This is a genomic window from Serratia bockelmannii (assembly GCF_051803255.1).
Lineage (GTDB): Bacteria > Pseudomonadota > Gammaproteobacteria > Enterobacterales > Enterobacteriaceae > Serratia > Serratia bockelmannii.
In genome coordinates this window covers 4,989,205-5,010,911 of record NZ_CP196512.1, presented here as the reverse complement: position 1 = coordinate 5,010,911, position 21,707 = coordinate 4,989,205, and the positions used below count along the sequence as shown (strand labels likewise).

Annotated in this window: 15 protein-coding genes; 8 read left to right on the top strand and 7 right to left on the bottom strand. The window is 60.9% G+C overall.

Annotation, left to right across the window (positions count from 1 at the left end; genetic code table 11):
- Window positions 1–14 precede the first annotated feature (14 nt).
- The gene (pdeR, locus tag ACSJLU_RS23755) at window positions 15–2,009 is read right to left on the bottom strand and encodes a cyclic di-GMP phosphodiesterase (RefSeq protein ID WP_025304630.1); all 1,995 of its coding nucleotides are present in this window, start codon (window positions 2,007–2,009) and stop codon (window positions 15–17) included.
- A 536-nt stretch (window positions 2,010–2,545) separates the two neighbouring features.
- On the opposite strand from pdeR, the gene spy reads away from it, so the two are divergent.
- Window positions 2,546–3,037 carry an ATP-independent periplasmic protein-refolding chaperone Spy gene (gene spy / locus ACSJLU_RS23750; RefSeq protein WP_025304629.1) on the top strand — a complete coding sequence of 164 codons (492 nt, stop codon included), beginning with the start codon at window positions 2,546–2,548 and terminating at the stop codon, window positions 3,035–3,037.
- A gap of 94 nt (window positions 3,038–3,131) precedes the next feature.
- On the opposite strand, the gene ACSJLU_RS23745 is transcribed toward spy, so the two are convergent.
- Complete coding sequence (locus ACSJLU_RS23745) at window positions 3,132–4,349, bottom strand: Tm-1-like ATP-binding domain-containing protein (protein WP_089196345.1); 1,218 nt, start codon at window positions 4,347–4,349, stop codon at window positions 3,132–3,134.
- 351 nt (window positions 4,350–4,700) lie between these two features.
- Between ACSJLU_RS23745 and ACSJLU_RS23740 the strand changes: the two genes are divergently transcribed.
- The 4 genes from ACSJLU_RS23740 to ACSJLU_RS23725 all read left to right on the top strand — a co-directional run bounded on the left by ACSJLU_RS23740 (window position 4,701) and on the right by ACSJLU_RS23725 (window position 13,284).
- Complete coding sequence (locus tag ACSJLU_RS23740; RefSeq protein ID WP_439041091.1) at window positions 4,701–5,252, top strand: TetR/AcrR family transcriptional regulator; 552 nt, start codon at window positions 4,701–4,703, stop codon at window positions 5,250–5,252.
- 478 nt (window positions 5,253–5,730) lie between these two features.
- On the top strand, window positions 5,731–8,754 hold the full coding sequence (locus ACSJLU_RS23735) for an autotransporter outer membrane beta-barrel domain-containing protein (protein WP_439041047.1): 3,024 nt from the start codon (window positions 5,731–5,733) through the stop codon (window positions 8,752–8,754).
- A 118-nt stretch (window positions 8,755–8,872) separates the two neighbouring features.
- A complete protein-coding gene (locus ACSJLU_RS23730; RefSeq protein WP_439041046.1) occupies window positions 8,873–11,977 on the top strand; it encodes an autotransporter outer membrane beta-barrel domain-containing protein in 3,105 nt (1,034 codons plus the stop codon).
- 455 nt (window positions 11,978–12,432) lie between these two features.
- On the top strand, window positions 12,433–13,284 hold the full coding sequence (locus tag ACSJLU_RS23725) for a helix-turn-helix domain-containing protein (RefSeq protein WP_025304624.1): 852 nt from the start codon (window positions 12,433–12,435) through the stop codon (window positions 13,282–13,284).
- Here the strand turns inward: ACSJLU_RS23725 and ACSJLU_RS23720 are convergent.
- From ACSJLU_RS23720 to ACSJLU_RS23710, 3 genes are all read right to left on the bottom strand, one after another.
- On the bottom strand, window positions 13,274–15,058 hold the full coding sequence (locus ACSJLU_RS23720) for an ATP-binding response regulator (RefSeq protein ID WP_025304623.1): 1,785 nt from the start codon (window positions 15,056–15,058) through the stop codon (window positions 13,274–13,276). The two genes, ACSJLU_RS23725 and ACSJLU_RS23720, sit on opposite strands and share 11 nt — an antisense overlap.
- The gene (locus tag ACSJLU_RS23715) at window positions 15,055–15,549 is read right to left on the bottom strand and encodes a molybdopterin-dependent oxidoreductase (RefSeq protein ID WP_049205620.1); all 495 of its coding nucleotides are present in this window, start codon (window positions 15,547–15,549) and stop codon (window positions 15,055–15,057) included. The genes ACSJLU_RS23720 and ACSJLU_RS23715 overlap by 4 nt, the downstream gene beginning before the upstream one ends.
- A 161-nt stretch (window positions 15,550–15,710) precedes the next feature.
- Window positions 15,711–17,060, bottom strand: a complete 1,350-nt coding sequence (locus ACSJLU_RS23710; RefSeq protein ID WP_301481143.1) for a PLP-dependent aminotransferase family protein — start codon at window positions 17,058–17,060, stop codon at window positions 15,711–15,713.
- Between the two features lie 138 nt (window positions 17,061–17,198).
- Here ACSJLU_RS23710 and ACSJLU_RS23705 point away from each other — a divergent pair, with 138 nt between their 5' ends.
- The 3 genes from ACSJLU_RS23705 to ACSJLU_RS23695 all read left to right on the top strand — a co-directional run bounded on the left by ACSJLU_RS23705 (window position 17,199) and on the right by ACSJLU_RS23695 (window position 19,298).
- Complete coding sequence (locus ACSJLU_RS23705) at window positions 17,199–17,828, top strand: LysE family translocator (RefSeq protein ID WP_127146856.1); 630 nt, start codon at window positions 17,199–17,201, stop codon at window positions 17,826–17,828.
- A gap of 33 nt (window positions 17,829–17,861) precedes the next feature.
- Window positions 17,862–18,713 (top strand): PhzF family phenazine biosynthesis protein, encoded by an 852-nt coding sequence (locus ACSJLU_RS23700; protein WP_127146857.1) that lies wholly within the window; start codon window positions 17,862–17,864, stop codon window positions 18,711–18,713.
- Between the two features lie 66 nt (window positions 18,714–18,779).
- Window positions 18,780–19,298: a DinB family protein gene (locus ACSJLU_RS23695; protein ID WP_127146858.1), complete on the top strand. Its 519-nt coding sequence runs from the start codon at window positions 18,780–18,782 to the stop codon at window positions 19,296–19,298.
- A gap of 77 nt (window positions 19,299–19,375) precedes the next feature.
- On the opposite strand, the gene gorA is transcribed toward ACSJLU_RS23695, so the two are convergent.
- The gene (gene gorA / locus ACSJLU_RS23690; RefSeq protein ID WP_025304617.1) at window positions 19,376–20,728 is read right to left on the bottom strand and encodes a glutathione-disulfide reductase; all 1,353 of its coding nucleotides are present in this window, start codon (window positions 20,726–20,728) and stop codon (window positions 19,376–19,378) included.
- Window positions 20,729–20,858: 130 nt separating this feature from the next.
- Window positions 20,859–21,701: a 23S rRNA (adenine(2030)-N(6))-methyltransferase RlmJ gene (locus tag ACSJLU_RS23685; RefSeq protein WP_004931012.1), complete on the bottom strand. Its 843-nt coding sequence runs from the start codon at window positions 21,699–21,701 to the stop codon at window positions 20,859–20,861.
- Window positions 21,702–21,707: the final 6 nt, after the last annotated feature.

The window sequence follows — 21,707 nt, the reverse complement described above, 5'->3', positions numbered from 1 at the left end:
TTAACGCGCCCGACTCACGCGGAAGGTGAGCGCGGGCGATAGGACTGCAGCCAATGCTCCAGCTGTTCCGGGAGCATTGGCCGCGCAAACAGAAAGCCCTGCTTTTCGTCCACGCCGACCTCGTCGAGGAAGTGGTTTTCGCTCTCGGTCTCCACCCCTTCGGCGATCACCCGGAAGGCCAGCGCCTCCGCCGCCGCGACGATCGCGCGTACCAGGGATTGCGATACCGGATTGAAATTCACCCCGCGCACGAAGCTTTTATCCAGCTTGATGGCGTCCAGAGGTATACGCGCCAGCTGCGCCAGTGACGAATAGCCGGTGCCGAAGTCGTCGAGATGCACCTGCGCGCCCAGTTCGCGTAGCCGGGTGATCAGCGCGCGCGCGCGGTTCTCGTCTTCAATCAGACTGCTTTCGGTCAGCTCGAAGTCCAGCAGACAGGGGGCCATGCGATGGTGGCGCAGCACCCCGAGCAGGTCGTTGACGATGCCGTCGTCGGCCAACTGCCGGGCGGAGAGGTTGACCGCTACCCGCAGGTTCAATCCCTGTTCTTGCCACTGCGCTGCCTGGCTGGCGGCGGTCTGCAGCACCCATTGGCCCAGCGGGCCGATCAGGCCGGACTCCTCGGCGTAGGAGATGAACTGCAGCGGCGGGATCAGGCCGCGCTCCGGCGAATCCCAGCGCACCAGCGCTTCCACGCTGTGCACTTCGCCGCTGCGCGCGTCGATTTTAGGCTGGTAATACAACACCAGCTGATTTTGCTCCAGCCCTTTACGCAGATTGGTGTCCAGCCACATGTATTCGGCGACGCGTTTGTTCATCTCCGGCGAGAAGACGGTATAGGTGCGTTTGCCGTGCTCCTTGGCGACGTACATGGCGGTATCGGCGCTGCGGATCAGGCTGTCGAGATCGTTGCCGTGCTCCGGGCACAGCGCGATGCCGATCGAACAGCCGGTATACACCTCAATCAGGCCGATGCGGAAAGGGGTTTTCAGCCTGTCGATAATGCGCTGCGCCAGCGTTTGCAGGCGCTCGCGATCGGTTTGCGGCGCCAGCACCAGAAATTCGTCGCCGCCGAGGCGGGCGAGCACCTGATCCGGGCTCAGGCAGCCGAGGATCGCCAGCGCGACTTCGACCAGCAGCCGATCGCCGAACATATGGCCGTAGGCGTCGTTGACCTTTTTGAAGTTGTCGAGATCGAGGTACACCAGGCCGAAGCTCTCTTCGCTGCGCGTAGCGATGGCGTGGTTGATCTTATCCTGGATAGCGTTACGGTTAGGCAGGCCGGTGATAAGATCGGTGTTGGCCAGCACCCGCAGCCGTTCCTGCGCACGGCGTTCTTCGGTGATGTCGGTGCCGGAGCAGATCAAAAACACCTCGTTCTTGCCGCTGCCGCTGTGCACGAACTTATTGCGGAACAGAAACAGCCGTTCGCCCTTGACCGTCTTTACCCAACGCTCCACCTCATAAGACGATCCGTTGCGGAAGAAGCCGGCGATGTTGCGCCGCGAGGCGGCGGCTTCTTCCGGGCTCATAAACAGCTGGAAAACGTTTTTGCCGATCACCTCGTGTTCGTGCAGCCCGGTGTACTCCTCGCTCAGCCGGTTGAAACGCTGAATGCGGCCGTGCTGATCGACGATCACGATCACCGAGTTGGCTTCGGACACCACCTGCTCGGCAAAGGAGAGGCCGTGCACCAGATCGCGCGCCACGGATGGGGTGTCGCTGAAGGCGGAAGCGGTGCCCGCCCATTCGAGGTTGTTGACGCGGCGCCCGACCAGATGCAGATGCAGCGGTTCGCCGGCCAGCGTAATGGTCAGCTCAAGGCTGGCGGTTACGCCGGTTAGACGGCGAATTTTCGCCGCGTCCATGGCGCTGAGTGCCACCGCGACGTGGGCTTTGCCCTTAACGGCGGACAGCTCCAGGGCATTGCTGTCAAACGCCAGCCGCCAGTGGGGGCTTTGGGTGCCGAAGTGGGCGTTAAGAAGCTCAGGGCCTTGGTCTGCGGGCATGATGATTCCTCAAAAGAGCACGGGCGGCCGGTCGGCGCAGCTCCGGGCAGCCTGTTGGCCCGAAAGCGATCGCCGTACGCATCTGTGCATCATATAACAGGTTTTTGCAGGCGGGACGGGTGATGGAAACTATTATATAAGCAATGATTAGTTTTGCGGTGTAAACGTCGCCCGGCGGCCGCTTGCCTTAAAGTGTAGGAGAACATCGGATCCTATGATGCTTGTACTGACTTCCCCCTGCTATCGGAAAACGGTTGAGGCAAGATTGCCGTGCTGGCGAGTAAATTATAGCGGTGAGGGGAAAGCGGAAAAATAACTCCACCGGGGGGATTTTTGCCGAGAAATTAAAATTTCCATCAAATAAACGCCATCTTCATAGTTTTCTCATAATTGGTGAATAAATCCGAGACGGGTTTTAAAAAGTTTACACACCCTCGCATTACTTGAATTTTATCAGCCTATTATTATCTCCGACGACGAATGAGCCTGTTAACGTACAGCGCTCCTGATGAAGAAAAACTTTTAAGGAAATGATTATGCGTAAATTGACGGCTTTATTTATTGCTTCCACGCTGGCTCTGGGTTCTGCTTCCGCGGCGTTCGCCGCCGATACGGTGGCTGCCCCGGCGGCGGATGCCGCGCCGATGAAAATGATGCATCACAAGGGTGAAGGTAAAGGCGGCCCGTTCGCCGGGTTGAACCTGACCGAGCAGCAGCGCCAGCAGATGCGCGATATCATGAAAGAGTCGCACCAGAAGCGCGGGCCGGGCATGAAAGAAGAACGCCAGGCGCTGCACAATCTGGTCGCTTCCGACAGCTTTGATGAAGCGAAGGCGAAGGCGCAAATTGACGCGATCGGCAAAGCACAATCCGAACGCATGCTGGAACGCGCCAAAGCGGAAAATAAAATGTATAACCTGCTGACGCCTGAGCAGAAAAAACAATACAATGAGAATTATCAGAAACGCGAGCAAAAGATGATGGACCACATGAATAAAATGAAGGAGCAGATGTCCTCCGGTCAGTAATATCCGCTCGCGGTGAGTAAAAAAGGGCCAGGCTATTTGTCTGGCCCTTTTTCTATTTGGCGTTATCGCCGGCAGACTTTGTCGTGAGTGATAATCATTCTCCGCCGACAATGTGCTGGAAATGTTCGGCAACGGCCTGCGCAAAGCACGGGTCGTTAATATGATAAGGCGTTTTTATCAACCGGCGTTTGTCGGTGGCGTGCACCGTTTCTTCCAGCGCCTGCGTAAAGGCGGCCAGCGCCGCCGGATCCCAGAACGGTTGCCCGGGCGCATCCAAAGCCGATACGCCGCCCGTCGGGATAACGAAACGCACTTCGCCCGCGCAGGCGTTGATTTTTTCGCCCATCCAACGCCCCATTAACGCATTCTCCCGCGCGCTGGTACGCACCAGCGTCACTTGCGGGTTGTGATGGTGACGCAGACGGTTGGCATAGCGAGCCGGCACCGTATTCGGCGCGCCGAAGTTGATCATGTCTATCGCGCCACAGGAGAGCACGCACGGGATGCCGGTACGCGCGATGGCACCGAAACGATCCATATCGCAGGGCAGCACACCGCCAAACAGGTAATCGGCCATTTCGGTGGTGGTCAAATCGATGGCGCCGTGCAGTTGGCGGTTATCGATCAGTTTTTCCAACGACCTGCCGCCGCTGCCGGTCGCATGAAACGTCAGACAATCCCATTGTGTTCCCAGTTCGGCCACCAACGCCTGAACGCAGGGCGTGGTGACGCCAAACGTCGTCAGGCCGATCGCGGGTTTGTTGTCGTGATAGTCGACGGCGGCGAAGTGCACTGCGCCGGCTATCTGGCGTGCCGCGTTGCCTAGCACCTGTCGCGAGATGCGGTTAAGACCGGCGAGATCGGTGACCGAATACAGCATGTTGATATCGCTGGCGCCGACATAGGCGGAAACGTCTCCTGCCGCCATGCTTGAGACCATTATTTTCGGCAGGCCAATCGGCAGCTGCTGCATGGCCGGCGTGATGATGGCGGTGCCGCCGGAGCCGCCCAGACCCAGCAAGGCGGCGATATCGCGGCGCGTCAGGATAAAACGTTCGAAAGCGGTCGCCATAGCGGCGATCGCCTGGCCGCGACTGGCGCAAAAGACCGCACCGGCGCCTGCCGGATGGTGGCGAGCAACGTCCTCTGGACCGATATCGGCCGGGGAGTCAAACGGCAAGCGACGAGTGGAAAGATCGACGGTTCGCGTGGGTAAATTCAGGGCAGCGATTAGCCGCCGTACATACTCCAACTCTTGTCCTTTCGTATCTGCTGTGGTAGCAATATAGACAAAATTTGAAGTTTCTTTCATGTGTCTTCCTGGGGTGTTTCTAATTTTTATTTAAAAATCATTTTATTATATTTTTTAGGGTGCCCTGGTGTTGGCATTTAAATTAAATTGATTAATGTATTTATATAATGAGACGGTAGTATCATTTTTGCAAGGGCAGCTCAGTGCAAAATGGGACTCCTGTCTCATTTTTGAGCTTTTCAACGTGGCCGGCGCTTTGCCGGCAGCCAGTCGACAGAGGCGCATCCTCTGTTGCGCAAGCGTGTGCAGATGTATGAGGTTTAAGTGCCGATAAATGCTTTTCCCACCCCGTTCGATCCTTCACTGACTTCCACACGGGCAAAAACCTACCGTTTGTTGCTGGCCAGCGCGATGGCGCTGTATGACGAAGGGGCGTTTCCTTCGATCACCGAGCTGGCGGCGCATGCCCAGGTATCGCGCGCGACCGCCTACCGTTATTTTCCGACCCAGAGTGCGCTGATTAGCGCCGTGGTGGCGGAAAGCCTGGGGCCTATTCTGGAATGGCGCCCGCAGGACGACGATGCCCTGAAGCGTATCCAGCAGTTGCTGACCTTCGCCTATCCTCAGATGGAACGGCACGAGGGAGCATTGCGTGCGGCACTGCAGCTCTCTTTGCAGCAGTGGGCGCACGCCACGCCGGGCGAAAAATTCGTGCGCGGCAACCGCAAGCGTCTGTTGGCGCTGGCGGTAGAACCGTTGCAGGGCAAACTGCCGCCGGATTCTCTACAGAGAGTGATTCATGCTTTCTCGCTGATTTACGGCTCGGAGGTATTCCTGGTGTTGAAAGATATCTGGGGGCTGGAACTTGAGGGCATTCAGGACGTCACGCAATGGATGGCCAAAGCCATCCTGCGTCAGGCGAAAGAGGACGCGACGAACCGCAAAAAAACATCAGCAGGATAATCCAATTTTTGCCGATGACCGAGTGAAAAACCAGCATAATTCACTGAGTGAATATTGGCAAAATTTATAATTAAAAGTGATAAAAGACGCCTGTTAAGCACTTTTCAGGCGGCCATCTCCTTCATTCGATCTTTGTTTATATTTTTATTTATCAGCGTATTAAGGTTTTTCCTCTCACTTTTTATCGCCGCTTCGCTACCGGCAAACGTCATTGCCATTTCTTATTGGCGTTGGCCTGATTCACCCCTGAAACGTTCTCTCCCCCCGCCGAACTGCCGAGTGACACATTAAGCGCACTTGAGATTGTTGTGCTTTATTTATTTGGTGTTACCAAACTGTTACACAAAAAATCTTATAAAACATTTGCAAACAACAACGGACGGTATCTGGGATGGAGAAGAAACTTAGAGGAGTCAAATCCGCTCGGGCGGCCTTCGGCTGGCCTGAAATCGGAGTTCATCGCGCACAATGGAGCGCGATGCTGATCTGCCTGACGGCGATCGGCGGGGCGCAGGCCTCCAGCTATATAGAGAACGGCAAAGCGGGCGATCCGGCCAGTTGGCGCAGCAGTGAGTTCAACGCGGAATGGGGGCTGGGAGCGATCCACGCCGACCAGGCCTACGCCGCCGGTTATACCGGAAAAGGCATCAAACTCGGTATTTTCGATCAGCCAGTCTACGCCAAGCACCCCGAATTTTCCGGCCCAGATAAGGTGATCAATCTGGTTACCCATGGCACTCGCGAATACACCGATCCCTATATTCCAGTGAAAAAAGGCGATGATTTCCGCTATGACGGTACGCCAAGCACCGACTCCAGCGGCAAATTAGGCTCGCACGGCACCCACGTGGGCGGCATCGCCGCCGGCAGCCGCGACGGTGGCGCCATGCATGGGGTGGCATTCAACGCGCAGATCATCAGCGCAGAAAACGGCGACCCCGGCCCGGAGGACGGCATTGTGCTCGGTAACGACGGCGCGGTTTACCAGGCCGGCTGGGAGGCGCTGGTGGCCAGCGGCGCGCGCATCATCAATAACAGTTGGGGCATCGGCATCACCGAGAAATTCGATGAAGGCGGGTATGACCCGGCTTATCCGCACTTCACGGTGAACGATGCGCAAAAGCAGTTCGATCAGATCAAAACGATCCTGGGCACCAAGCCCGGCGGCGCCTATCAGGGCGCGATCGACGCGGCGCGCAGCGGCGTGGTCACCATCTTCGCCGCCGGCAACGACGGTAACCTCAACAACCCGGATGCCATGGCCGGCCTGGCCTATTTCGTGCCGGACATCGCGCCGAACTGGCTGTCGGTCGCCAGCCTGCAGGATCCCAACAATACCGGCGATTACAGCATCAGCACCTTCTCTTCCCGTTGCGGCTATACCGCCAGTTTGTGCGTCTCGGCACCGGGTACCCGGGTGTACAGCTCGGTGATCGCGGGCACCGGTGTGGACGACCTGACGACCGGCTATGCCAATAAAAGCGGTACCTCGATGGCGGCGCCGCACGTGGCCGGCAGCGTTGCGGTGCTGATGGAGCGTTTCCCGTATTTGAATGGCGCGCAGGTGGCGGAAGTGCTGAAAACCACCGCCACCGACATGGGCGCGCCGGGCATCGACGCGCTCTACGGCTGGGGGATGATCAACCTGGGCAAGGCCATCAACGGCCCGGGCATGTTGGTGACCGCTGAGGATATTCCCGAAGAGTTCCGCATCCCGGATCCGACGGGCGTGGCTTATGGCCCGACCCAGTTCGTGGTCGATCTGCCGGGCGTCGGCGCGGTGCTGGACAAGGGTAAACCGACCGAGCGCGTCTGCAGCAGCGATCTTTGCGGCCTGGACTTCTGGAGCAACGACATCTCCGGCCACGGCGGCCTGACCAAGCAGGGCATCGGCACCCTGGTGCTGACCGGTAACAACACCTATGCCGGCCCGACGCTGGTCAATCAGGGGCGGCTGGCGATCAACGGCTCGGTCACCTCGGCCGTCAGCGTGCAGAGCGGCGGTATTGTCGGCGGCAGTGGCACGGTCGGTTCGCTGACCGCCCGTGATGGCGGCACCGTGGCGCCGGGCAACTCGATCGGCACCCTGAACGTGGCCGGCAACGTCAGCTTCGAGCCGGGCTCGCGCTACGCGGTGGAAGTGGGCCCGAACGGCCAGAGCGATCGGATCCAGAGCAGCGGATCGGCGACGATCGGCGGCGGTGAGGTGGCGGTGACGCTGGAGAACAGCCCCAACCTGCTGACGCAAAGCGAGGTGCGCAGCCTGCTGGGCCAGCAGTACACCGTCCTGAGCGCGCAGCAGGGGGTCAGCGGGCAGTTTGACGCGGTGGTGCCGAACTACCTGTTCCTCGGCACCGGGCTGAGCTACCAGCCGACCGGGGTGACGCTGAGCGTCGGGCGCAACGGCACGAGCTTCGCCAGCGTGGCGCAGACCTCGAACGAGCGGGCGGTGGCGGCGGCGGCGGATGCGCTGGCGGCGGGCAACCCGGTGTACGAGAGCCTGCTCAACAGCGGCACGGCGGGCGAAGCGCGGCAGGCGTTCCGTCAGCTGTCGGGGCAAATCCATGCGGATATCGCCTCGGCGCTGGTGAACGACAGCCGCTACCTGCGTGAGGCGCTGAACGGGCGTCTGCGTCAGGCGGAAGGGCTGGCGAGCTCGTCGGCCATCAAGGCGGACGAGGACGGCGCCTGGGCGCAGCTGCTGGGGGCGTGGGACCACGCGTCGGGCGACGCCAACGCCACCGGCTATCAGGCCTCGACCTACGGGGTGCTGGTGGGGCTGGACTCGGCGGTTGCGGGCGACGGGCGACTGGGGGTGGCGACCGGCTACACCCGCACCTCGCTGCACGGCGGTTACGGGTCGAAGGCGGACAGCGACAACTACCACCTGGCGGCGTACGGCGACAAGCAGTTCGGGGCGCTGGCGCTGCGCGGCGGGGCGGGCTACACCTGGCACCGCATCGACACCAAGCGGTCGGTGAACTACGGGATGCAGTCGGACCGTGACACGGCGAAGTACAGCGCGCGCACCGAACAGCTGTTCGCGGAAGCGGGCTACGGCGTGCAGGGTGAATGGCTGAACCTGGAGCCGTTCGTCAACCTGGCGTACGTGAACTTCGAAAACAACGGCATCGCGGAAAGCGGCGGCGCGGCGGCACTGCGCGGCGACAAGCAGCATACCGACGCGACGGTGTCGACGCTGGGGCTGCGTGCAGACACCGCGTGGCAGGTGAGCCCGGGCACGACGGTGGCGCTGCGCAGCGAGCTGGGGTGGCAGCACCAGTACGGTGGGCTGGACCGTGGCACCGGGCTGCGGTTCAACGGCGGCAATGCGCCGTTCGTGGTGGACAGCGTGCCGGTGTCGCGTGACGGCATGGTGTTGAAGGCAGGGGCGGAAGTGGCGGTGAACGAGAACGCCACGCTGTCGCTGGGCTACGGCGGACTGCTGTCGCAAAACCATCAGGACAACAGCGTCAACGCCGGTTTCACCTGGCGCTTCTAAGCAACATCGACTCAATCCTTGTACGGGAACCGTCTGCGGGCGGTTCCTTTTTCACATCCTGCTAATGAGAACCCGGCGCACCTGGGGCGTCGGCCAATAACAAGCAAAAGGTAAGGAAATGACAACAACAATGGGTTTTGATAGCAAAGGAAACGCTCGCCGCTCGCCGTGGCGGCTGAACGCGTTGGTCTGCTGCATGGCGCTGGCGGGGTATGCACAGGCGGCGCCGCACGAGGTGAACGGCCAACCCGGCGATCCGGCCAGCTGGCGCAGCGCCGAATTCAACGCCAACTGGGGGCTGGGGGCGATCCACGCCGATGAGGCCTACGCCGCCGGCTACACCGGCAAAGGGCAGAAGGTGGGCATTTTCGACACTCCGGTCAACCGTCATCCCGAGTTCGCCGGTGACGGCAAACTGATCAACGTCGTCACCGAGGGCTACCGCGCCTATACCGATCCACACCGGCCGGGGATTAACGCCGGCGATCGTTTTTACTTCGACGGCACCTTCCACTTCTACAGCGGTTCGCAGGGCATGCTGAGCAATCACGGGGTGCACGTCGCGGGGATCAGCGCGGCGAACCGCGACGGCATCGGCATGCACGGCGTGGCCTTCGATTCGCAGGTGATTAGCGTCGATAACGATAACGACGGCCCGGCCTACGGCGAATTCCTCGGCCTGGACGGCGCCGTCACCAATGCCGGCTGGCAGGCGATGATCAACAGCGGTGCACGGGTGATCAACAACAGCTGGGGCGTCAGTATTCCCGATTTCCTGTCCGACGGCGGCCGCGATCCTAACGCGCTGCACTTTGAGCTGAAGGATGCGCAGGAACAATTCGATCAGGTCAAACCGCTGCTCGGCAGCCTGGCCGGCGCAGGCTATCAGGGCGCGATCGATGCGGCGCGCAAAAACATTCTGGTGCTGTTCGCCGCTGGCAACGACGGCAACTACAACCAGCCGGATGTGATCAGCGGGCTGGCCTACTTCGTGCCGGACATCGCGCCGAACTGGCTGTCGGTCGCCAGCGTGGCGCAGGATGCGGCATCGACCAACAGCGTGCCTTACACCATCAGCAGCTTCTCTTCCCGCTGCGGCTATACTGCCAGCTTCTGCGTCTCGTCGCCGGGCAGCAAAATCTACAGCACCGTGGCCAACGGTTCCGATCCGGCCAATCTGGTGTCGGACTACGGCAATAAAAACGGCACCTCGATGGCGACCCCGCACGTGACCGGCGCGGTGGCGGTGTTGCTGCAGCGCTTCCCGTACATGAACTCGGCGCAGATTGCCGACGTGCTGAAAACCACTGCCACCGACATGGGCGCGCCGGGCATCGACGCGCTCTACGGCTGGGGGATGATCAACCTGGGCAAGGCCATCAACGGCCCGGGCATGTTCTATACCGTCGAAGATATTCCTGCGGAGTTCCGCATCCCGGATCCGACGGGCGTGGCCTACGGCCCGACCCAGTTTGTCGCCAATATTCCGGGGATGGGCGCCGAGGTGGATGCCGGCACGCTACACGCCAGGAAATGTGATGATGTCCACTGTGGATGGGAAATCTACTCCAACAACATTTCCGGTCACGGCGGCCTGACCAAAGAGGGCGCGGGAATCCTGGAACTGACCGGTGCCAACACCTATGCCGGCCCGACGCTGGTCAATCAGGGGCTGCTGGCCGTCAACGGCTCGGTCACCTCGGCCGTCAGCGTGCAGAACGGCGGCATCGTCGGCGGCAGCGGCACGGTCGGTTCGCTGATCGCCCGTCAGGGCGGCACCGTGGCGCCGGGCAACTCGATCGGCACCCTGAACGTGGCGGGTAACGTCAGCTTCGAAACGGGCTCGCGCTACGCGGTGGAAGTGGGGCCGAACGGCCAGAGCGATCGGATCCAGAGCAGCGGAGCGGCGACGATCGGCGGCGGTGAGGTGGCGGTGACGCTGGAGAACAGCGCCAACCTGCTGACGCAAAGCGAGGTGCGCAGCCTGCTGGGCCAGCAGTACACCATCCTGAGCGCGCAGCAGGGGGTGAGCGGGCAGTTTGACGCGGTGGCGCCGAACTACCTGTTCCTTGGCACCGGGCTGAGCTACCAGCCGACCGGGGTGACGCTGAGCGTCGGGCGCAACGGCACGAGCTTCGCCAGCGTGGCGCAGACCTCGAACGAGCGGGCGGTGGCGGCGGCGGCGGATGCGCTGGCGGCGGGCAACCCGGTGTACGAGAGCCTGCTCAACAGCGGCACGGCGGGCGAAGCGCGGCAGGCGTTCCGTCAGCTGTCGGGGCAAATCCATGCGGATATCGCCTCGGCGCTGGTGAACGACAGCCGCTACCTGCGTGAGGCGCTGAACGGGCGTCTGCGTCAGGCGGAAGGGCTGGCGAGCTCGTCGGCCATCAAGGCGGACGAGGACGGCGCCTGGGCGCAGCTGCTGGGGGCGTGGGACCACGCGTCGGGCGACGCCAACGCCACCGGCTATCAGGCCTCGACCTACGGGGTGCTGGTGGGGCTGGACTCGGCGGTTGCGGGCGACGGGCGACTGGGGGTGGCGACCGGCTACACCCGCACCTCGCTGCACGGCGGTTACGGGTCGAAGGCGGACAGCGACAACTACCACCTGGCGGCGTACGGCGACAAGCAGTTCGGGGCGCTGGCGCTGCGTGGCGGGGCGGGCTACACCTGGCACCGCATCGACACCAAGCGGTCGGTGAACTACGGGATGCAGTCGGACCGTGACACGGCGAAGTACAGCGCGCGCACCGAACAGCTGTTCGCGGAAGCGGGCTACGGCGTGCAGGGTGAATGGCTGAACCTGGAGCCGTTCGTGAACCTGGCGTACGTGAACTTCGAGAACAACGGCATCGCGGAAAGCGGCGGCGCGGCGGCATTGCGCGGCGACAAGCAGCACACGGATGCGACGGTGTCGACGCTGGGCCTGCGTGCGGACACCGAATGGCAGGTGAGCGCGGGCACGACGGTGGCGCTGCGCAGTGAGCTGGGGTGGCAACACCAGTACGGCGGGCTGGAGCGAGGCACCGGGCTGCGGTTCAACGGCGGCAACGCGCCGTTCGTGGTGGACAGCGTGCCGGTCTCGCGTGACGGGATGGTGCTGAAGGCGGGAGCGGAAGTGGCGGTGAACGAAAACGCCACGCTGTCGCTGGGCTACGGCGGGCTGCTGTCGCAGAACCATCAGGACAACAGCGTCAACGCCGGTTTCACCTGGCGCTTCTGACCTTCAACGGTCATCACAATGACAACGGAGCCGGCATGCCGGCTCCGTTTTTATTTGCGGCTGCGAGGTGAGTCCGTATGATGGCGCGGCGCCAGGGCAATAAAAAACCGGGACCCTGACGGATCCCGGCTCAAAAGTGGGTAAAACAGATTAGCGCTAAAGGCTCAAGCCCCGTTTTGCTTGTGCAGTCCGAGCGATGTGATCATCGTCTCAGTAGCGGCAACGGAACAAATTTTCCCTGGTGTTACTATGGTTATTATTAAAAAACGTGCTGGTGTTATTTTTTATAGTGTATTGCTGTATGTCTCTTTTGATACCATGTTTGACGATGCAACATGGTATGTCAAGCAACGTTTTTAACGCATAATTGCATCAGATGCTAGTTTTAGATGTGGCTTTTTCAGCGGAAATAATCAAAACGACTGATAAATCAGTAAAAAAAATCGAAGGAACAAATGGATAACAATCACCAAAAATTCGATTCACAGTCGATTGCCAATCGGGTCAGGGAGCTGTTTTTACATTACGGGATTGGAAAACGTCAGCATGCCCGCGAGCTCAGCCGCATCTTGGATCTGAGTTTTTCACATGCGCACCGCAAACTGAAAGGGCAAAGCCCCTGGACGCTGGAACAGATCAACAGCGTCGCGGCCGCGCTCGGAGAAACGCCGGCGGCGATCGCCGATTTGAGCGCCGAACACGAGACTCCCGAGCCAAACATGGCGCGCGATGCCATCTTTGTCGTGGCGGGGGTGGCGATACCTTGCGTCGGGCACATCGGCGACGAGCTTCCTGCCGGGCGGCCGGCGGAATTTGTGGCGCTGCGCGTGGAAGGGCAGTGGCATATCTATCGCACCGATGAGGCGCCGGCAGGCCCGCGTTACGGCGTCGATCTGATCGAAATCCGGCCCGGCTTCGGCGACGACGAGCGGCTGAGCATCGCGGTATTGGACGATTCGCATCAGGCGGCCGATGAACTGGCCAAGTATCTGGGTGGCTGCGGGTTCAACGCGGTGGCGTTTTACGACGTCGACAGTTTCTGTCAGGCGTTGCAGCAAAGCCTGTTCGACGGTTACGTGGTGGACTGGTTGATCGGTGAGGAAACGGCGGATCGCTGTATCGCTACCATCCGCGCCTCCGACAATCCGGACGCGCCGGTACTGGTGCTGACCGGTGAACTGGGCACCGACCGACGCGAATCGGAAATCGCTCAGGCGATGCGCGAGTACGACGTGCTCGGCCCTTATGAAAAACCGGTGCGGCTCCATGTGATCGAAGCCGCACTGCAACGCTGTTTTAATCTTTAGCGGGGAACACCTCGGCCAGCGCGCTCGACAGCGCATCCAGTCGAACCGGCTTCATCAGGTAGTTATCGAACAGGGCGCGCTGATCCGCCGTTAACTGCTCCGGCGTGTAGGCGCTGATGCCGATGATCGGCACATGGCGGTTGGGGCCGCGACGGTTGCGCAACTGCCTGGCCAGAGCAGCGCCGTCGATGCCCGGCATCTGCAAATCCAGCAACAGCGCATCGTAAGGACGTCTGAGCAGCTTCTGCAGCGCGCGTTCCGGCGAGTCGCACAGTTCGTGCTGGTAACCCAGCTTGTCCAGCAGCGCCGCAAAGGCGTCACCCACCGACTTGTTGTCATCCACCACCAGAACCTGCTGCGGCTTATGCTGCAGAGAGGCATTGGCAGCGGCGGGCTCGTCGGCACGTTCGTCTTCACTGATCTGCACCGGAATGCTGACGATAAAGGTGCTGCCCTTCTTGATTTCGCTGTACACCGTGATGGTGCCGTTGAGCAACGTCACCAGGCCGTGCACGATCGCCAACCCCATCCCCACGCCGGCATACTGCTTGGTATGCGACTGATCCAACTGGGTAAAGGGCTTGAAGATCTGATCGAGCTGGTCTTTTTCGATACCGATGCCGGTGTCAGTCACTTCGATAATCAACGAACTGCCGCCCGGTTGGCGGCGCAGGCAGCTGTGCAGCGTAATGCTGCCGCTTTCGGTGTACTTGTAGGCGTTGGTCAGCAGGTTGACGATAATCTGCCGGATGCGCAGCGGATCGGAGTGCACCAGCAGGTGGCTGCATTCCACTTCACAGCTGAGTTTGACCTGTTCTTTGCGGGTCAGGGTGGCGATTTCGTTGGCGGTCTCCGCGATCAGCTTCTGCGCGTCGAACGGTACGATGCGCAATTCCATCATGCCGCTGTCGAGGTGCGCGTAGTCGGTCAGATCTTTCATCTGGCTTTCGATTTGCTGCGCGGCGGTCTCCAGCCGCTGGAAGGTGTCCGCATGCTCTGCCGACACCCGGGTATTCACCAGCACGTCGATGGCCGACATCACGCTCTGCAATGAGGTGCGCAGCTCGTGGCCAATAGCGCCGAGGAAGGCGTTTTTGGTGCGCGTCGCTTTCTCCGCCTCAATCGCCTTGGCCTGTTGGCGAATGGTCAGCCGCTGCTGGCGGAACACGATCAGGGTGATGGCGATCAGCGCGATCACCGAGAACATGACGATCACCAGCCCATAGAAAATAATGTGCCGCTTCTCGATGTAGTCCTCATAGGCGGCGGTGCGCTGCTTCACCTCGGCATGGTCGGTCAGGTTGGCCATTTCGATGGAGTAAGGCTTGATGGCCTTCATGGCTGCGAAAACCTGGTCGAAGTCGATTTTCGGGCTGTCCAGCAGCTTATCGATGCGATCCATCTGCAGGCGCATCTGTTTGACCACTTCCGGGTAGCCCGGCTCGGCGTACAGCGGCTGGGTCGATTCGGAGACGGTTTCCAGCACGTAAAAACGCGAATAGAGGATTTCGAACCGCAGCCGCAGGTTGTCGTTGTCCACCTGCGGCGCGTGACTTTGCTGTTCGACCAGCGTGTCGAACTCCGCCAGCTTGATGGAGAACTTGGCGATCGACCAGGAGTAGTTCTCCTGCGTGCCGGCGATGGCATACAGCCCTTTCTTCGACAGGGTGGCGCTGTAGTAATAGAGCGTGACGGTTGAAGCCACTAAAAACAGCGCGGCAAAGATGGCCGGGATCGCCAGCCTGCTGCCGTTCTTAAAGGTCGTCAGCTTCATTTGATCACGATCCTGTCGACTTGCCAGATAAAGCGTGAATTGTACAACGGCGAGTTCAGTTCAGGCCCGGCGGCGTCACGCGGGTACACCAGGAACAGCGGGCCGAAGTTTCTGAGCTTCAGCATTTCCCCGTCCATCTTGTAGGCCAGGATCATGTTGTATTTCGTGACGTCGGACAGCGGCACGTCGATGTAATAATCGTTCAGCGCGTAGAAGGTCAGCGTCTCGCCCTTGGCGCCGACGCGCTCCAGGATATCGGCCACCGAAATCCCTTCGAATTTTCTCTGCGGCGTCCAGGACGTGGAGGTGGTGATGCTGCGCACCGGCATCGCCAACAGTTGTTTATCGGTGAACAGATAGCTTTTGTTGACCGGGTCGGTCACGTTGTCGATCTTGCCCGCCACTTCCAGGGTAAAGCTGAGGGCGCTGCTCTGGGCGATAATCAGGGCCACGCAGGCTATCGCAAGGGTTTTGCATAGTTTGAACAGCATCGGTGTTCTCCAGAGGCGCGGGGAGGTTGTATCAGTCCCGCTAATTTATCAGGCAGAATAATGGCAGAAAAAGCAGGCGGGTGCGAAGGGAATAGTAAACCGCACAAAAAGAACAGGTCTGGGTCGGTCGGCCCGTGCGCGTAACCTTTCCCTTCCGTTTGTCAGCCGTTCCGATGTGCTTTCAACAGCTGGGCCAGCTGCGTCAGGCCTGCCGTTAGCTCGTCCAGTGAGGGGGAACCCAGGCACAGGCGAATGCCCGATTCACTTTCGCCGTCATTGACCATGACCGCGGCCGGCGGCGTGACTTTAACGCCCGCCAACGCGGCGGCGGCGGCCACAGACTCGGCGGTTTCGCGCGGCATCGGCAGCCAGACATGGTAAGCGTCGGGATGCGATACGCATTCGTCGGCATCGAATATCGAGGTAGCCAGATGCACTCTTCGCTGAGCCTCATGGCGCAACGCTTGCGGTATCGCCTCGATCGCGCCGCTGGACAACCACTCCCCCACCACGACGCAAGACAGTGGCGAAGGTGCGAAGGGAATATCTTGCAAGGCTTCTTCCGCCGCGGTTTGCATGTCGGGCGGTAGAGTCAGCATACCGATCCGCAACCCCGGGCCGAGCGTTTTCGACAGGCCATTGACATGGAACACCCGCTCGGGTGCCAACGTCGCGAGCGCAGGCACTGCTGAATGCCCTAGGGCATACACGCCATCCTCGATGATCCAGACATTCGCCTGCCGGCATATCTCGACGATAGCCCGCCTGCGCTCGGCGCTCATGGTGGCGGTCGTCGGGTTATGCAGCGTCGGTGTCAGATAGACCGCAAGATGGCCGGAGGAGACACGCTCGAGCGCGCTCGCCAGCGCCTGCGGCACCATGCCTTGCGCATCGATCTCCACGCCGATCAGGCGATGGCCTTTACGTCGGGCCAGCGCGATCGCGCCGGGGTAGGTCAGCCTCTCGGTCAGTATCGTCCCGCGTGGCCCGCAGGCCAGGTCAAATGCCAACGAAATCGCCTGACGGGCATTGCTGGTCAGCGCCAGGTGCGACGGTTCGATCGTGACGCCGGCGTTTTCCAGCCAGCGGGCCAACAGACGCCGATGTTCCAAGTGCCCGGTCGGAGGGGAATAGAGGTTCAGATGATCTGCATCCATTTTCCGTGCGATGCCGGCCAGCGTGCGTGCCAGCAAACGGTCAGTCAGCATCGCCGGCGGCGCATTGGACGAGAGATCGATTTCACGTTCTTCACGGGCGCGGCGGATCGCCACGAACATCCCGCGCCCCTTCACGCTGCGGACCAGCCCGCGTCGTTCCAGGATGGCGTAGGCTTTGGTCACCGTGCCCAGACCGATCGCCAATTGCCAGGCGAGGGGGCGGTGTGCCGGCAAACGATCGCCTCCTTGCAGCTTGCCCTCGATAATGTCGTCAGCCAACGCCAGCACCAGCCGTTCGACGGTAGTGGCTTCCACGTTGGCCAGGCGGGGTTGCCAGGGGGATTGAAGCCGCATGGTCGCTCTCGGAGAAAGAATATAGTGTCACGTGACACTATTTAAATAGGCGAAAAGTGTAACACATACTATGTTGGTGAGGAGTCCCGGCGTTTTCAACAACGGCTCGGCCGTAAGGCGGGCCAGCGGAGTTTTTCCATGATGGTCAGTCAGCTTGCGTTGGTTTACGGCGCCTATCTCCTCGCTACCGCCAGCCCCGGCCCCAGCAACATGGCGATCATGGGCGTGGCGATGCGTGACGGCCGCAGGCCCGCATTGGTGCTGGCCGCCGGCGTGGTGACCGGATCGCTGTGCTGGGCGATGTTGGCCGCGACCGGCCTTTCCGCCGTGTTGGCCACGTATGCGCAAGCGCTGTGGACCATCAAAATCGTTGGCGGCGTGTATATGCTGTATCTGGCGCTGCGCGCCGGAAAGTCCGCGTTACAGACGTCCGCCGCGACGCCGGGCATGGCCGCGGGGCGCGATGCGCGGCCTTATCGGGCGCTTTATCGGCAGGGTGTGCTGATGCATCTCGGCAATCCCAAGGCCATCATGTCCTGGATGGCGATCATGTCGCTGGGATTGCGGCAAGGCGCGCCTGAGCAGGTTTTACCGGCAATTATTGGCGGTTGCGCGCTGCTCGGCGTGACGATTTTCGGGGGGTATGCCCTGCTGTTCTCAACGGCGCCGATGATCGCGTTTTACACCCGGGTGAGGCGCTGGATTGAAGGAACGCTTGCGCTGCTGTTCGCTTTGGCGGGCCTGGAGCTGTTGATATCGCGGGGGTAATGAACGCCCGGCGTTAACCTGAGGAGAGAAGCGATGGTTTTTGGCATGCAGATGGTGGATGTCTTTGGCGCCGGGCCGCTCGCCGGCAATCCGTTGGCGGTGATCACGGGCGCCGAAGCGTTGTCGACGGAGGACATGCAGCGTTTGACGCGTTGGTTCAACCTGTCGGAGACGGCCTTTTTGCTGCCGCCGACGCACCCCCAGGCGGATTACCGGGTGCGGATATTCACCCTGGATCGTGAAATGCCATTTGCCGGACACCCGACGCTGGGCAGTTGTCATGCCTGGCTCACTGCGGAGGGGATGCCGCGCAATAGGGCGGAGATCATCCAGGAATGCGGGGCGGGCTTGGTGAGCATTCGCCGCGAGGCAGGACGGCTGTGTTTTGCCGCGCCGCCGTTGATTCGCTCCGGGGCGCCCTCAGAAGAGACGTTGGCCGACGCGCTGCAGTTTTTAGGTATCGCGCCTGAGGAGGCGCTCGATGCCGCCTGGATCGATAACGGTCCGGGGTGGCTGGGGATCCGGCTGGCCAGCGCTGAGCGGGTACTTTCCCTGACGCCGGCGAGAAGCTGGCCGCGCAGAGTGGACATTGGCGTCGTCGGCCCACATGCCGATGGTGACGCAGCCTTCGAAGTTCGCGCCTTTTTGAGCGATCATCTTGGCGCTATCGTCGAAGATCCGGTCACCGGCAGCCTCAATGCCTCGCTGGCCCAGTGGTTGTTCGCAAGCGGCGTGGTCAGCGGTGGCTATATCGCCGCCCAGGGCCGCTGCCGTGGGCGCAACGGGCGCGTGCATATCACCCACGACGAGAGCGGCCGGATTTGGGTGGGCGGCAATACGCGCACTCAGGTCGAAGGGCGGCTGCAAGGGATTGGCACGGCGTAGAAAGCGTCGCCGCACTGTGTGCGGCTGAACGGAATATCGATTTTCATCCGATAAGGAGTGAGCAGTATGTCTGCAACGGCCATCGATACCTTGAAAATGCTGGTGCGTTACAAAGCCTGGGCGAACGCCTTGACCTTTGACACCGTGATGTCCTTGCCGGCCGGTGAAGCCTTACGGCAGCGGCCGACCCGTTTTGGCAATATGGTGCATACCTTAAATCATGTGTATGTGGTGGACGATATCTTCAGGCACCATCTGCAAGGTCGCAAGCATGGCTACCTCGCGCGCAACACCGAGCAAACGCCTGCGCTTGACGACTTGCGGTGTGCGGTGGAGGAAATGGACCGCTGGTATATCGAACAGGTGGACAACTGGTCACCCGAGGCGCTGGCGCAGGTGGTACATTTCGAGTTCGTCGGCGGGGGGGAAGGCCGGATGACGCGCCAGGAAATCGTGCTGCATGTCGTCAACCACGCTACCTATCATCGCGGTTTTGTCGGCGATATGCTCTATCAAGTACCCTTCGCCTCGCCGGCGAACGATTTGCCGGTGTTTCTTCGCGATCATTACCGCCAGGCGCGGTGAGGCGAGCGAGAGAAATAAAAAAGCCAGACGCTTTCGCGCCTGGCCTGTTACGCGCCGAAACCCGGCGAAGTTGCGCCTCAGCGCATGGTGACGAACTCTTCCGCCGCGGTCGGGTGGATCGCCACGGTGTTGTCGAAGTCCTTCTTGGTGGCGCCCATCTTCACTGCCACCGCGAAGCCCTGCAGGATTTCATCCATGCCGAAGCCGATGCCGTGCAGGCCGACGATCTTCTCTTCTTTACCCGCGCACACCAGCTTCATGCGGCACGGCTGGCGGTGCTGCGTCACGGCGCTGTACATGGCGGTGAAGGAGGATTTGTACACCTTCACGTTGTCCGCGCCGAATTTCTCGATGGCTTCCGGCTCGGTCAGGCCGACGGTGCCGATCGGCGGGTGGCTGAATACCACGGTGGCGATGTTGCTGTAATCCAGGTGCTCGTCCGGCTTGTTGTTGAACAGGCGCTCGGACAGGCGGCGGCCGGCGGCCACGGCGACCGGGGTCAGCTCTACCGCGCCGGTGTTGTCGCCCACCGCGTAGATGCCTTTGACGTTGGTGTTCTGGAACTTATCGACGTCAATGTAGCCTTGCTCGTTGGTTTTCACTCCGGTGACGCCGAGGTTCAGGTTGTCGGTCGCCGGTTCGCGGCCGATGGCCCAAATCAGGCAGTCGACGGTGAATGCTTTGCCGTTTTCCAGCTGCAGCGTCAGGCTGCCGTCGGCGTTCTTGACGATCGCTTTCGGCACCGATTCGGTGTGCAGGCTCGGCCCCTCGGTGTTCATTACTTCCACCAGGGTTTCGACGATCATCGGATCGAAGCTGCGCAGCGGCGCGTGCTTGCGCACGAACAGGTGCGTTTCCGCGCCGAGCGCGTTCAGCACGCCGGCGATCTCCACGGCGATATAGCCGGCGCCGACTACGGCGACGCGTTTCGGCATGGCGTCCAGCTCAAAGAAGCCGTCGGAGTCGATGCCGTATTCCGCACCCGGAATAGCCGGATGGCTCGGGCGGCCGCCGGTGGCGATCAGGATGTGGTCGGCGGTGATGGTCTCGCCGTTCACCTCCACGGTGTGCGCATCCACGAAGCGCGCGAAGCCTTTGATCACGTCGACCTTGTTCTTGCCCAGCACGTTATCGTAGGAGTTGTGAATGCGGTCGATATAGGCGGTGCGGTTGGCGACCAGCTTCTTCCAGTCGAAGGCGTTGACGGTGGTGTCGAAGCCGTAGTCCGGGCCGTACTGATGGATGGCCTCGGCGATCTGCGCCGCGTGCCACATGACTTTTTTCGGTACACAACCCACGTTTACACAGGTGCCGCCCAGCTCTTTGGCTTCAATCAGCGCACACTTTTGGCCATACATGGCTGCCCGGTTGATCGATGCGATACCGCCGCTGCCGCCGCCAATTGCTAGATAATCGTAATGTTTCGTCATCTGGGATTTCCATGAGTTGTGAATTTGAAGAGGGTAAGAGTTTAACGCCTGACCGGGGTTTGTCGCAAAGATTGCGTCGATGGCTGCGATAGGTGGACGCAGGGCGCGGCAAACCGCGCCCTGATGGGGATTATTCCGGTACCACCCAGTTCACCAGATGGTGACCGATGCCCGACGGCACCAGCACCTTGTGCAGCCACGGCAGCACGTTTTTCATCTGCTGTTCCAGCTTCCACGGCGGATTGATGACGATCATGCCGGAGGCGGTCATACCGCGCTGATCGCTGTCGGGTTTCACCGCCAGCTCGATCTGCAGGATGCGGCGAATGCCGGTGGCTTCCAGATCGCGCAGCATGCGTTTGATCTGCTGGCGCATCACCACCGGGTACCACAGCGCATAGGTGCCGGTGGCGAAACGCTTGTAGCCTTCCTGAATGCCTTTGACCACGTCCTGGTAATCGGTCTTCATTTCATACGGCGGGTCCATCAGGATCAGGCCGCGGCGCGACAGGGGCGGCAGCTGGGATTTCAGCTGCTGATAGCCGTCGGCGCGCTGCACTTTGGCGCGCTCGTCTTTCTGGAACTCGCTGCGCAACAGCGGGTAGTCGCTCGGGTGCAGCTCGGTCAGGTGAATTTTGTCCTGTGGGCGCAGCAGCTGGCGGGCGATCAGCGGCGAGCCGGGATAGTAGCGCAGCGTGCCGGAACGGTTAAAGTTGTGCACCACGCTCATGTAGGCCGCCAGCTCTTCCGGCAGATCGTCGCGTTGCCACAGCAAGCCGATGCCTTCCAGGTATTCGCCGGTGCGCTCGGCGTGTTCGCCGCTGAGCTGATAACGGCCCGCGCCCGAGTGGGTATCCAGGTACAGGAACGGCTTCTCTTTTTCCTTCAGCGACTCGATGATCAGGCTCTGAACGGTGTGTTTGAGCACGTCGGCGTGGTTGCCGGCGTGGAAACTGTGGCGATAACTTAACATGACGGG

What these genes read in the sequence shown, in the direction of transcription:
- ACSJLU_RS23730 (WP_439041046.1), top strand. Translation starts at nt 8,873, where the DNA reads ATGACAACAACAATGGGTTTTGATAGCAAAGGAAACGCTCGCCGCTCG.
- ACSJLU_RS23695 (WP_127146858.1), top strand. Translation starts at nt 18,780, where the DNA reads ATGTCTGCAACGGCCATCGATACCTTGAAAATGCTGGTGCGTTACAAA.
- ACSJLU_RS23710 (WP_301481143.1), bottom strand. Translation starts at nt 17,060, where the DNA reads ATGCGGCTTCAATCCCCCTGGCAACCCCGCCTGGCCAACGTGGAAGCC.
- gorA (WP_025304617.1), bottom strand. Translation starts at nt 20,728, where the DNA reads ATGACGAAACATTACGATTATCTAGCAATTGGCGGCGGCAGCGGCGGT.
- ACSJLU_RS23725 (WP_025304624.1), top strand. Translation starts at nt 12,433, where the DNA reads ATGGATAACAATCACCAAAAATTCGATTCACAGTCGATTGCCAATCGG.
- ACSJLU_RS23720 (WP_025304623.1), bottom strand. Translation starts at nt 15,058, where the DNA reads ATGAAGCTGACGACCTTTAAGAACGGCAGCAGGCTGGCGATCCCGGCC.
- spy (WP_025304629.1), top strand. Translation starts at nt 2,546, where the DNA reads ATGCGTAAATTGACGGCTTTATTTATTGCTTCCACGCTGGCTCTGGGT.
- ACSJLU_RS23700 (WP_127146857.1), top strand. Translation starts at nt 17,862, where the DNA reads ATGGTTTTTGGCATGCAGATGGTGGATGTCTTTGGCGCCGGGCCGCTC.
- ACSJLU_RS23740 (WP_439041091.1), top strand. Translation starts at nt 4,701, where the DNA reads ATGGCGCTGTATGACGAAGGGGCGTTTCCTTCGATCACCGAGCTGGCG.
- ACSJLU_RS23705 (WP_127146856.1), top strand. Translation starts at nt 17,199, where the DNA reads ATGATGGTCAGTCAGCTTGCGTTGGTTTACGGCGCCTATCTCCTCGCT.
- ACSJLU_RS23745 (WP_089196345.1), bottom strand. Translation starts at nt 4,349, where the DNA reads ATGAAAGAAACTTCAAATTTTGTCTATATTGCTACCACAGCAGATACG.
- ACSJLU_RS23685 (WP_004931012.1), bottom strand. Translation starts at nt 21,701, where the DNA reads ATGTTAAGTTATCGCCACAGTTTCCACGCCGGCAACCACGCCGACGTG.
- ACSJLU_RS23735 (WP_439041047.1), top strand. Translation starts at nt 5,731, where the DNA reads ATGCTGATCTGCCTGACGGCGATCGGCGGGGCGCAGGCCTCCAGCTAT.
- ACSJLU_RS23715 (WP_049205620.1), bottom strand. Translation starts at nt 15,549, where the DNA reads ATGCTGTTCAAACTATGCAAAACCCTTGCGATAGCCTGCGTGGCCCTG.
- pdeR (WP_025304630.1), bottom strand. Translation starts at nt 2,009, where the DNA reads ATGCCCGCAGACCAAGGCCCTGAGCTTCTTAACGCCCACTTCGGCACC.